Annotated in this window: 8 protein-coding genes; 3 read left to right on the plus strand and 5 right to left on the minus strand. The window is 69.9% G+C overall.

Annotation, left to right across the window (positions count from 1 at the left end; genetic code table 11):
- Positions 1 to 110: 110 nt before the first annotated feature.
- The 4 genes from ispG to L0P92_RS36985 all read right to left on the minus strand — a co-directional run bounded on the left by ispG (position 111) and on the right by L0P92_RS36985 (position 6,247).
- A complete protein-coding gene (gene ispG / locus L0P92_RS36970) occupies positions 111 to 1,268 on the minus strand; it encodes a flavodoxin-dependent (E)-4-hydroxy-3-methylbut-2-enyl-diphosphate synthase (protein WP_234767444.1) in 1,158 nt (385 codons plus the stop codon).
- A gap of 169 nt (positions 1,269 to 1,437) precedes the next feature.
- Entirely contained in the window at positions 1,438 to 2,742 is a 1,305-nt protein-coding gene (locus tag L0P92_RS36975) for a M50 family metallopeptidase (RefSeq protein WP_505016554.1), read from the minus strand.
- The gene (dxr, locus tag L0P92_RS36980; protein WP_234767445.1) at positions 2,739 to 4,172 is read right to left on the minus strand and encodes a 1-deoxy-D-xylulose-5-phosphate reductoisomerase; all 1,434 of its coding nucleotides are present in this window, start codon (positions 4,170 to 4,172) and stop codon (positions 2,739 to 2,741) included. The genes L0P92_RS36975 and dxr overlap by 4 nt, the downstream gene beginning before the upstream one ends.
- A gap of 140 nt (positions 4,173 to 4,312) precedes the next feature.
- A complete protein-coding gene (locus L0P92_RS36985) occupies positions 4,313 to 6,247 on the minus strand; it encodes an acyl-CoA dehydrogenase family protein (RefSeq protein WP_234767446.1) in 1,935 nt (644 codons plus the stop codon).
- 370 nt (positions 6,248 to 6,617) lie between these two features.
- On the opposite strand from L0P92_RS36985, the gene L0P92_RS36990 reads away from it, so the two are divergent.
- From L0P92_RS36990 to L0P92_RS37000, 3 genes are all read left to right on the plus strand, one after another.
- Positions 6,618 to 7,631 carry a LacI family DNA-binding transcriptional regulator gene (locus L0P92_RS36990; protein WP_234767447.1) on the plus strand — a complete coding sequence of 338 codons (1,014 nt, stop codon included), beginning with the start codon at positions 6,618 to 6,620 and terminating at the stop codon, positions 7,629 to 7,631.
- An 84-nt stretch (positions 7,632 to 7,715) separates the two neighbouring features.
- Positions 7,716 to 9,758, plus strand: coding sequence for a glycoside hydrolase family 31 protein (locus tag L0P92_RS36995; protein ID WP_234767448.1), 2,043 nt, complete (start codon positions 7,716 to 7,718; stop codon positions 9,756 to 9,758).
- Positions 9,759 to 9,860: 102 nt separating this feature from the next.
- Positions 9,861 to 11,048: a sulfotransferase family protein gene (locus L0P92_RS37000; protein ID WP_234767449.1), complete on the plus strand. Its 1,188-nt coding sequence runs from the start codon at positions 9,861 to 9,863 to the stop codon at positions 11,046 to 11,048.
- 27 nt (positions 11,049 to 11,075) lie between these two features.
- On the opposite strand, the gene L0P92_RS37005 is transcribed toward L0P92_RS37000, so the two are convergent.
- Positions 11,076 to 11,789 carry a glycoside hydrolase family 12 protein gene (locus tag L0P92_RS37005; protein WP_234767450.1) on the minus strand — a complete coding sequence of 238 codons (714 nt, stop codon included), beginning with the start codon at positions 11,787 to 11,789 and terminating at the stop codon, positions 11,076 to 11,078.
- Positions 11,790 to 11,836: the final 47 nt, after the last annotated feature.

Here is an 11,836-nt window from a genome sequence, read left to right on the forward strand (position 1 = left end):
TGCGCGACAAGCCCCCACCGGCCCGCACCCGAAGAACGAACCCCGGGGTCGAAGGGGCGGAGCCCCTGGGGATGGGACGGGTAGGGGCGGCGGGGGCGACGAGAAGCCGGTCAGCCGGCCACCGCTACCGACGGCTCGCCGGAGGCCACGCCGTCCGCCTCCATCTGCTCGGCGATCTTCATCGCCTCCTCGATGAGGGTCTCGACGATCTTGGACTCGGGGACGGTCTTGATGACCTCGCCCTTGACGAAGATCTGACCCTTGCCGTTGCCGGAGGCGACGCCGAGGTCGGCCTCGCGGGCCTCGCCGGGGCCGTTGACGACGCAGCCCATGACGGCTACGCGGAGGGGGACCTCCATGCCGGTGAGGCCGGCGGTGACTTCCTCGGCCAGCTTGTAGACGTCGACCTGGGCGCGACCGCAGGACGGGCAGGAGACGATCTCCAGTCCGCGCTGCTTGAGGTTCAGGGACTCCAGGATCTGGTTGCCGACCTTGACCTCCTCGACCGGCGGTGCCGAGAGGGAGACCCGGATCGTGTCGCCGATGCCCTGGGAGAGGAGGGCGCCGAACGCCACCGCGCTCTTGATCGTGCCCTGGAACGCCGGACCGGCCTCGGTCACGCCGAGGTGGAGCGGGTAGTCGCACTGGGCGGCGAGCTGCTTGTACGCCTCGATCATGATGACCGGGTCGTTGTGCTTCACCGAGATCTTGATGTCCCGGAAGTCGTGCTCCTCGAAGAGCGACGCCTCCCAGAGAGCCGACTCGACCAGGGCCTCGGGCGTGGCCTTGCCGTACTTCTGGAGCAGGCGCCGGTCGAGGGAGCCGGCGTTGACGCCGATGCGGATCGGGGTGCCGTGGTCCTTGGCCGCCCGCGCGATCTCCTTGACCTTGTCGTCGAACTGCTTGATGTTGCCGGGGTTCACGCGGACCGCGGCGCAGCCGGCCTCGATGGCCGCGAAGACGTACTTGGGCTGGAAGTGGATGTCCGCGATCACCGGGATCTGCGACTTGCGGGCGATCGTGGAGAGGGCGTCGGCGTCGTCCTGCGTCGGACAGGCCACACACACGATCTGGCAGCCGGACGCGGTGAGCTCGGCGATCTGCTGCAGGGTGGCGCCGATGTCGGACGTACGGGTCGTCGTCATGGACTGGACCGAGACCGGGGCGTCGCCGCCCACCGCCACCGTCCCGACCTGGATCTGCCGCGACACCCGCCGCTCGGCGAGCTTGGTCGGAACGGACGGCATGCCGAGAGAAATCGCAGTCATGTGCTGTGCAACCCCAAGTCGTGGATCAAGGTCCGGTCCCGTCAGCAGCGGGCTCCAGGCTTCGAGATTACGGCACCGGAGCAGGCCCCAGCACATCACGGTCCGTAAACCCACTCAATGGAAGGCGGCCCGGGACATACGATCCCGGGCCGCCTCGAACGCCGTGTGTCTAGGAGATTCTGACCGGGTTGACGAGGTCCGCGACCAGTACGAGAAGCGTGAAGCAGACAAAGATTCCGGCCACCACGTACGCCACCGGCATCAGCTTCGCCACATCGAACGGACCGGGGTCCGGGCGGCGCAGCACCTTCGCCGTGTTGCGGCGCAGCGACTCCCATAGCGCGCCCGCGACATGGCCGCCGTCGAGCGGCAGCAGCGGGAGCATGTTGAACAGGAACAGGGACAGGTTGAAGCCGGCGAGGAGGAAGACGAACGTCGCCAGCTGCTGGGACGCCGGGATGTCGAGTGTCGCGATCTCGCCGCTGACTCTCGCCGCGCCGACGATGCCCATCGGGGAGTCCGGCTCGCGCGGGCCGTCGCCGAAGGCCGCGTCCCACAGGGCGGGGACCTTGGAGGGCAGGGCCACGAGGGAGTCGACGGCCTCGCCGACCCGGTCGGTCATCCAGGTCACCGATTCGCCGAAGTCCTGTTTGACGACGCCGGTGGCGGCGCTGAAGCCGAGGAAGCCGGCCTGGACGTAGTCGTCCTTGACGTAGGCCCCGCTCGCGTCCTTCTTCACGACCCAGTTGGTGGCGATCTTCGCGTGCAGGGTCAGCTGCTCGCCCTTGCGGTCGACGACGATCGGGACGTCCTTGCCGGCGCTTTCGCGGATGAGGTCGGAGAGGGTGTTCCAGTCCTCGGTCCGTACACCGCCGAAGGAGACGATCCTGTCGCCGGCCTTCATGCCCGCGGCGGCGGCCGGGGACTTGGCGTCGGTCGCCCTGCAGTCCTCGCGCTGCTCCTTCTGGTCGATGACGCACTGGGAGACCGAGCTGACGGTGGTGGTCTGCTGCTGGATGCCGAAGCCCATCAGCACGGTGAGGAACAGGCCCACCGCGAGCACGAGGTTCATGAAGGGGCCCGCGAACATCACGATGACCCGCTTCCACGGCTTGCGCGTGTAGAAGAGACGGGTCTCGTCACCCGGCTTGAGCTCCTCGAACGCGGCCGAGCGGGCGTCCTCGATCATGCCGCGCCAGGGTGAGGTCGAGCGGGCTTCGAGGCGGCCGTCGGGGCCCGGCGGGAACATGCCGATCATGCGGATGTAGCCGCCGAACGGGATCGCCTTGATGCCGTACTCGGTGTCGCCCTTCTTCCGCGACCAGATGGTCGGGCCGAAGCCGACCATGTACTGCGGCACGCGGATGCCGAACAGCTTGGCCGTGGACAGGTGGCCCAGCTCGTGCCAGGCGATCGAGGCGAGCAGCCCGACCGCGAACAGCACTATGCCGAGGATGAACATCAGGGTCGTCATGCACGGGCCTCCGCCGTGTGTGCCGCCAGTTCCCGAGCCCGCCTGCGGGCCCAGGTCTCCGCTTCGAGGACGTCCGCGACGGTCAGAGAAGTTCCCGCCCGCGGGGTGCCGTGCTCCTCCACCACCCGGGTGACGGTCTCCATGATCCCGTTGAACGGCAGTGCGCCGGCCCGGAAGGCCTCCACGCACTCCTCGTTGGCCGCATTGAACACCGCCGGGGCCGTGCCCGCGAGCTGCCCCACGTGGCGCGCCAGGTCGACCGAGGGGAACGCGTCGTTGTCGAGGGGGAAGAACTCCCAGGTGGACGCCTTGCTCCAGTCGAAGGTGGGCGCGGCGTCGGGAATGCGTTCGGGCCAGCCGAGACCGATGGCGATGGGCCCGCGCATGTCGGGGGGCGTCGCCTGGGCGATCGTGGATCCGTCGGTGAACTCAACCATCGAGTGAACATACGACTGGGGATGCACGACCACCTCAATGCGGTCGAAGGAAATGTCGTAGAGCAGATGCGCCTCGATGACCTCCAGGCCCTTGTTGACGAGGGTCGCGGAGTTGATCGTGATGACCGGGCCCATGGCCCAGGTGGGGTGCGCGAGGGCGTCCTCGACGGTCACGTTCGCCAGCTCGGCCTTCGTACGGCCGCGGAAGGGGCCGCCGGAGGCGGTGACGACGAGTTTCCGTACGTCGGCCCTGTTTCCGGACGCCAGCGCCTGGAACAGGGCGGCGTGCTCGGAGTCGACCGGGATGATCTGCCCGGGCTTGGCGAGGGCCTTGACCAGCGGGCCGCCGACGATCAGGGACTCCTTGTTGGCGAGCGCGAGGGTCCGGCCGGCCTCCAGGGCGGCGAGGGTGGGCGCGAGTCCGATGGAGCCGGTGATGCCGTTGAGGACGGTGTGGCAGTCCGAGGCGGCGACCTGCGTGGCCGCCTCCGGGCCCGCGAGGATCTCGGGGAGCGGCTCCCCCGTGCCGTACTGCGCGGCGAGTGCCTCGCGCAACGCCGGTACGACGTCCTCACGGGCGACCGCGACGGTCCGCGCCTTCAGCCGGTGGGCCTGCTCGGCGAGCAGGGCGACCCGGCCGCCGTTGGCCGAGAGCGCGGTGACCCGGAACCGGCCGGGGTTGCGCAGCACGAGGTCGATGGCCTGGGTGCCGATCGATCCGGTGGAGCCGAGGATCACCACGTCCTTGGGGCCGTCGCCCGCTACGGGGTCGTAGACCAGGTGGGGATCGGCGAGGGCGCGGGGCGGAAGCCCCGTCGTCCGCCCGGAGGGCGGGCCCTGCGGCGTCAGGTGCGTGCTCTCGCCGTGCCGGGCGTTGGCCCACGTACTGGATGTACTTGGGTCAGCGCCCGGTGCGGCGAGAGTGCGTGCATGGCGTCGCAGGGCAGACGGGGCTTCCGCCCCGCGCCCTCGGGGGGCTGGACTGTCGCTCATCCCTCCATTGTGTCCGTAACGGCAGGCGGGAAGGACAGGGCGTCCCCATCCGGTGGGTAACAGGATGGTGAGGGGTCGCCGCAGGCCGTGACCGGCGGGGCGGTGACCCCTTCCCTTTCGATCACCCGGTCATCTCTCGGTCACCTGATCGGGCGGTGGACGTTCTCCCGCTCGCTCGGCCCGGGTGTCGCGTCCGCGATCCACGGGGCGCCGTCGTCCGAGGGGTCGACGATGCCCTGTTCCAGCCACTCGTACGTGCCCGACATCACGCCCTTGACGACCTTGCGGTCGAGGTCGTCGGTGTTGGTCCACAGGCGGCCGAAGAGTTCCTCGACGCGCAGCCGGGACTGGCGGCAGAAGGCGTCGGCGAGCTGGTAGGCCTCGCGGCCGTGGTCGCCCCGGGTGCGCAGGTGCTCGGCGCGGACGCAGGCCGCGCTCATGGCGAACAGTTCGGCGCCGATGTCGACGACACGGCCGAGGAAGCCCTGCTTGGTCTCCATGCGGCCCTGCCAGCGGGACATGGCGTAGAAGGTGGAGCGGGCGAGTTTGCGGGACGTGCGTTCGACGTAGCGCAGGTGCGCGGAGAGATCGACGCCCTGCTTGAACTCTCCGTAGGCGTACGGCAGTTGGCCCTGTCCCGCGACCAGCTTCGGGAGCCACTTGGCGTAGAAGACGCCGGCGCCCGCGCCCGCCTTCGCCTTGTCCTGGAGGGACTTGTCGGGGTCGATGAGGTCGCCGGCGACCGAGAGGTGGGCGTCGACGGCCTCGCGGGCGATCAGCAGGTGCATGATCTCCGTCGAGCCCTCGAAGATGCGGTTGATGCGCAGGTCGCGCAGGACCTGCTCGGCGGGGACCGCGCGCTCGCCGCGGGCCCGTAGCGACTCGGCTGTCTCGAAGCCGCGGCCGCCGCGGATCTGGACGAGTTCGTCGGCGATCGTCCAGGCCATCTCGGAGGCGTAGAGCTTGGCGAGGGCGCCTTCGATGCGGATGTCGTTGCGGTCCTCGTCGGCCATCTGCGAGGCCAGGTCGGTCACCGCCTCCAGGGCGAAGGTGGTGGCGGCGATGAAGGAGATCTTCGAGCCGACGGCCTCGTGGTGGGCGAGCGGCTTGCCCCACTGTTCCCGGGCCGCCGACCACTCGCGGGCGATCTTCAGGCACCACTTCCCGGCCGCCACGCAGGACGCGGGGAGGGAGAGCCGTCCGGTGTTCAACGTCGTCAGCGCGATCTTCAGGCCCGCGCCCTCCGGGCCGATCCGGTTCGCGGCCGGGACGCGGACCTGGTGGAAGCGGGTGACGCCGTTCTCGATGCCGCGCAGGCCCATGAAGGCGTTGCGGTTCTCGACGGTGATGCCGGGCGAGTTGGTCTCCACGACGAATGCGGTGATGCCGCCCTTGTGGCCCTCGGACTTCGGCACGCGGGCCATGACGACGAGGAGGTCGGCGACGACGCCGTTGGTCGTCCACAGCTTGACCCCGTCGAGGACGTAGTCGTCGCCGTCGGGTACGGCGGAGGTGGCGAGGCGGGCCGGGTCGGAGCCCACGTCCGGCTCGGTGAGGAGGAAGGCGCTGATGTCGGTGCGGGCGCAGCGCGGCAGGAAGGCGTCCTTCTGCTCCTGGGTGCCGAACAACTTCAGCGGCTGCGGTACGCCGATCGACTGATGGGCGGAGAGCAGCACGCCGATCGCGGGCGAGGCCGAGCCGGCCAGGGTGAGGGCCTTGTTGTAGTAGACCTGGGTGAGGCCGAGGCCGCCGTACTTGGTGTCGATCTTCATGCCGAAGGCGCCGAGCTCCTTGAGCCCGTCGATCACGTCGTCGGGGATGCGGGCCTCGCGCTCGATGAGGGCGCCGTCGACCTTGGTCTCGACGAAGTCACGCAGTTTGGCGAGGAACTCCTCGCCGCGCTGGGCCGCCTCGTCGGTGGGCATCGGGTGGGGGTGGATGAGGTCGAGGCGGAAGCGGCCGAGGAACAGTTCCTTGGCGAAGCTGGGCTTGCGCCAGTCCTGTTGCCGGGCCTCCTCCGCCACTTGGCGTGCCTCACGCTCAGTGACAGTGGGCTTCGTGGGTGCTGCGGACATGAGGCTCACCTCGCCGCGAATCGGGATCTTGGGCCGTTTGGTTACCGACGGGTGCTACCCGATCGTATGTACCCGATTACGGGCGGCCCCACCACCCCGCGCGCGTCCGTTCGGCCGATGTCCCCCTTCCATGGCTCCCTCACGGCCGGTCGTGGTAGGCAGGGACCCGAGCCCCGGCCGGTCCGGGCGCGCCGCCCCGGACCGGCGGCGTTCTCCTCGCGCTCCGCGACCCGGTTCGAAAATCGGAGTCGAAGCGCTTCGACAACCTATGGACACCCACCTTCGGTGGGGCTACTGTCGAACCACCCTCACACCCACCCCTGTACATAGCGCGCACTGTCGAAGCGCTTCACAAAGCTTGGAGAGCTGGATGGTCACCCTCGCCGAGGTCGCCCAGCACGCCGGAGTCTCGGCGAGCACGGTGAGTTATGTCCTCAGCGGCAAGCGGTCCATCTCCGCGACCACCCGGCAGCGGGTCGAGCAGAGCATCCGCGAGCTCGGCTACCACCCGAACGCGGGCGCCCGCGCCCTGGCCAGCAGCAGGTCGAACATCATCGCGCTGATGATCCCGCTGCGCACCGACATGTATGTGCCGGTGATGATGGAGATCGCCATCGCGGTGGCCACCACGGCCCGGACGCACGGCTACGACGTGCTGCTGCTGACCGGCGAGGAAGGCCCCGACGCCGTACGCCGCGTCACCGGCAGCGGGCTGGCCGACGCGATGATCCTGATGGACGTCCAGCTGGACGACGAGCGGCTGCCGCTGCTGCGCGGCACCGACCAGCCGTCCGTGCTGATCGGGCTGCCCGCCGACACCACCGGGCTGACCTGCGTCGACCTCGACTTCAAGGCGACTGGCGCGCTGTGTGTGGAGCATCTGGCGATGCTGGGGCACCGCGACATCGCTGTCATAGGCGAGGCCCCGGCCGTCTACGAGCGGCACACCGGTTTCGCCGAGCGCACGCTCGACGGACTGCGGCTGCGCTCCCAGGAGCTGGGGATGCGGCTGCTGCACCGGCCGTGCGAGGGCGGGTACGACGCGATGGCCGTCACCCTCGCCCGGATCCTCGACGAGCGCCCGGGCACCACCGGGTTCGTCGTGCAGAACGAGTCGGCGGTGGAACCGCTGCTCGCCCTGCTGCGCCAGCAGGGCCGGGCCGTGCCCGAGGACGTGTCGGTGGTCGCGGTCTGCCCCGACCAGGTCGCCGTGCAGGCCTCGGTGCGGCTGACGTCCGTCTCCATTCCCGCGCAGGAGATGGGCCGGCACGCGGTGGAGCAGCTGGTCGCCAAGCTCGACGGGCGCGGCAGCGACGAAGTCGTGCTGATCGCACCCGAGTTGACGATCCGGGCGAGCACGGGCCCGGCGCCCAGCCAGTCGTAGACCCGCCCCTTCGCGCGCCGCGCGCGTCGCCGGCCCCCTTACCAGGGCACCCCCATGTCTGAACTCCTCCAGGGAGCACGCCACGTGAATCAGCCTGCTGAAGACCAGCCCCAGGTGAGCCTGGCGCAGTCCTCTCCCACCGTCGGCACGTTCCGGGAACGGGACGGCGTGCTGGAGTGGAGCGGCCGTCAGGAGACCGTCCGTATCGAGCCCTGGGGGCCGGACGCGGTCCGGGTGCGTGCCCGGCTCGGCGGGCCGGTCCTCGACGGGCTGCCAGGTGCCCTTCTCGACGAACCCCCGGCCACGGAGAGCTCGGTCAAGATCGGCGACGGGGAAGCGCAGTTGACCGTGGGCGCACTGACCGTCCACGTCAACGCCGAGGGCCTGATCCGCTTCCTGCGCACCGAGGACTCCACCGAGCTCCTCGCCGAGGAGCGCGCCCACTTCTGGTGGCCGGGCTCGCGGCTCTACACCGCCGTCGGCAACGGCCACCACCGTCTGGAGCAGCGCTTCGCCGCCTACGACGACGAGAAGCTGTACGGACTCGGCCAGCACCAGCACGGCCGGTTCGACCAGAAGGGGCTGGTCCTGGACCTGATCCAGCGCAACGCCGAGGTCTCCATCCCGGTGCTGGCCTCCAGCCGGGGCTACACCCTGCTGTGGAACAACCCGGCGATCGGCCGCGTGGAGCTCGCGCACAACGGCACCCGGTGGGTCGCCGACTCCGCCCGCCAGCTCGACTACTGGATCACCGCGGGCAGCCCGGCCGACGGACAGCGCCGCTACAGCGCGGTGACCGGCCGTACGCCGATGCTGCCGGAGTGGGCGGCGGGCTTCTGGCAGTGCAAGCTGCGCTACCGCACCCAGGACGAACTCCTCGAAGTGGCACGGGAGTACAAGCGCCGGGGCCTTCCCATCTCCGCGATCGTCTGCGACTTCTTCCACTGGACGCACCTGGGTGAGTGGAAGTTCGACCCGGCCGAGTGGCCGGACCCGGCGGCGATGGTGCGCGAGCTGGAGGAGCTCGGCATCAAGCTGGTCGTCTCCGTCTGGCCGTCGGTCTCGCCGCTCTCCGAGAACCACCCGGTGATGGAGCAGCGCGGCTACTTCATCGGCACGCAGTACGGCCCGATGGCGCACGCCGACTGGCCCGACAAGGAGGTGGCCTCCACGGTCCAGGTGGCGTTCTATGACGCCACCAACCCCGAGGCCCGCGAGTTCGTGTGGTCGAAGGTGAAGCAGAACTACCTCGACCGGTACGGCATCACGGCCTTCTGGCTGGACGCCTGCGAGCCGGAGCTGAAGCCGGGCTTCCAGGAGAACCTGCGCTACTGGACGGGTCCGGGCCTGGAGGTCGGCAACATCTACCCGGCCGAGAACGCCCGTACCTTCTACGAGGGTCTGCGCGCGTCCGGCGAGGAGGAGATCGTCAGCCTCAACCGCTCGGCCTGGGCGGGCAGCCAGCGCTACGGCGCCGCCCTGTGGTCCGGCGACATCGGCACCGACTTCCCGACGCTGCGCCGCCAGATCGCGGCCGGCCTCAACACCGCGCTGTCCGGGATCCCCTGGTGGAACACGGACATCGGCGGCTTCCACGGCGGCGACCCGGACGACCCGGCCTACCGCGAGGTGATGGTCCGCTGGTTCCAGTTCGGCGCCCTGTCCCCGCTGATGCGGCTGCACGGCTTCCGCGACCCGGGCATGCCGCTCGGCCCCGACATGACCGGCGGCCCGAACGAGGTGTGGTCGTACGGCGAGGAGGCCGGCGCGATCCTGGAGCGGTACCTGCGGCTGCGCGAGCGCCTTAAGCCGTACGTCCTCCAGGTCATGCGCGAGGCCCACGACGAGGGTCTGCCGGCGATGCGGCCGCTGTTCCTGGAGTTCCCCGAGGACGCGGCTGCCTGGGCGGTCGACGACGCGTATCTGTTCGGCCGTGACCTGCTGGTCGCGCCGGTGCTGACGGCCGGGGCGACGACCTGGACGACGTACCTTCCGGCGGGGGCGCGCTGGACGGACGCGTGGACGGGTGAGACGTACGAGGGCGGGACGACCGTGACGGTCGACGCCCCGCTGGACCGCATCCCGCTGTTCCTGCGGGACGGGGCACGGCTGCCTGTAGCGGAGTAGCCGTGTGGGAGAGGGCGGCCGGACGGTGGAGGTCTTCCGGCCGCCCTCTCCGCTTCAACTTCCTTGCCTGTGAGGCGAGTTGGGCACGATAGGGTATTTTCCGTGTCCACGTCACCCTTGCTCCTCACTCTGACCAACCAGCTGCTGCGTCCGGCCTTCGGCTCCCGTCGCGGTCCGGATCGCGTCTTCGACCGGATCGTCGTGGAGACCGGCGAGGCCAAGGGGGACGGGCAGTTCGTCGACGACTTCCGGGCGCTGCTGAGCTGGTGGGCGCGGGCCGAGAACCTGACCCCGGTCGGCTGGCAGTCCGCGCAGGTCTTCGTGCGCAGGCATCTCGCGAACCGGGCGCGGGTGCGGGGGCTGATCGCCGAGCATCCGGAGATCGAGCATGAGCCGATCGAGCGGCCGGTGTTCGTGGTGGGCCTGCCGCGCACCGCGACCACGGTCACGCACGCGGTGCTGTCGCTGTCGGCGCGGCACCGCGCCCCGCTGCTGTGGGAACTGCTCGCGCCCGGCCTGGAGTTGCCGCCCCGCGAGCGCCGCAGGGCGGTCACCGCGGGCCGCCGCCTGGTCCAGGGCACCAACCTGTTCGCGCCGCGCTTCCGTGACATCCACGCGATGGCCGCCGAGGGCCCGGAGGAATGCACGTTCGCCCTCCCCCACGCCCTGATGCCGCTGTCGCAGGCCCGGATACCCGAGTACGAGGCGTGGTACCGCGAGCGGGACTTCGCCGACGACTACCGCTATCTCAAGCAGGTCTTCCAGGTCCTGCAGTACGGCCGTCCGCGCCGGCGCTGGGTCCTGAAGTCCCCGCTGCACCTGGGCAACCTGGACGCACTGCACAAGGTGTTCCCGGACGCCACGATCGTGTGGTGCCACCGCGACCCGGTCACCGCCGTCGCCTCCTTCTGCAGTCTGATCGAGCACGGCATGGCCGTCAGCACCCGCCCCCTCGACCTCCACGGCATCGGCGCCACCTGGTTCGGCCTGCTCAGCCGGGCGATGGAACGCGGCCTGCGGGCCCGCGCCGCCCTGCCCCCAGACGCGCTGGTGGACGCCCCGTACTCCTTGCTCGCCGACGACCCGGCCAAGGGTGCGCCCCGGCTCTACGACGCGGTCGGCGCCCACTGGACCGGGGCCGAGGCGGCCCGGCTGGCCGGTGCCGTCGCCCGCCCGAAGGGCACCCGGCCGCACCGGTACGACCTGGCCCGCTACGGGCTGAGCCGCGCCGAGGTGGAGTCGGCGTTCGCGGACTACAACGTGCTGCGGGCCGAGGTCGACCCCGGATGAGGGAACGACCCCGGCCCTGTTGGCATGTCAGCTGCTGCTGACCGTCAGGTTATTGGTGTTGAAGTCCAGGCCGCCGGACGACGAGGTGATCTCGTAGCCGAACTGGACGTCACCGATGGTCTCGCTGCTGGACATCCAGCCCTTGGAGGCGATCCAGTTGAGGATCGGCTTGATGTCCACGTTGCCGGAGTTGGAGTCGGAGGTCCGCAGGAACGAGTACACGTTGTTGGCGCCGTTGGAGCCCCGGTAGACGTTCCAGGTGTGGCCGCCGAGGCTGACGGTGCCCTGTGAGGTGCCGATCGGGCCGACGGCTCCGTTGTAGTTGACCCAGAGCATGATCTCGTGGTCGTAGTCGGTGTCCCAGATGTCGTACGACGTGTTGTACGCGCCGGCCGACGGGACGGTGACGTTGTAGCTGCTGGTGAGCGAGCCGAGGGAGGCGATCGTCTTGTTGATCACCTTCTTGGAGTTGGGGTAGGACTTGATGCCGCCGGTGTTGGGGTGGTTGGCCCAGACACCCCAGTTGGTGCCGGAGTTGGCCCATATGCACTGGCTGCCGGCGCCGGAGCCCCAGATGTTGTTGTAGAGCGTGTAGCCGTTCAGGCTGGTGTTGCCCCACTGGTCGCAGGAGTTCCAGACCGCGGCCGAGGCGGGGGCGGAGGCCAGTCCGACGGTGGCGCCGACGGCCATCGCCGGGGCCAGCACGGCCATGGTGATCTTGCGCAGTGCGCTCTTTGCCATGGTGTCCCTTTCCATGGGTGGGGGGAATTGCGGGGGATGTGCGGTGG

Origin of the sequence: Streptomyces muensis (assembly GCF_021474425.1) — a bacterium.
Taxonomy (GTDB): Bacteria; Actinomycetota; Actinomycetes; order Streptomycetales; family Streptomycetaceae; genus Streptomyces; species Streptomyces muensis.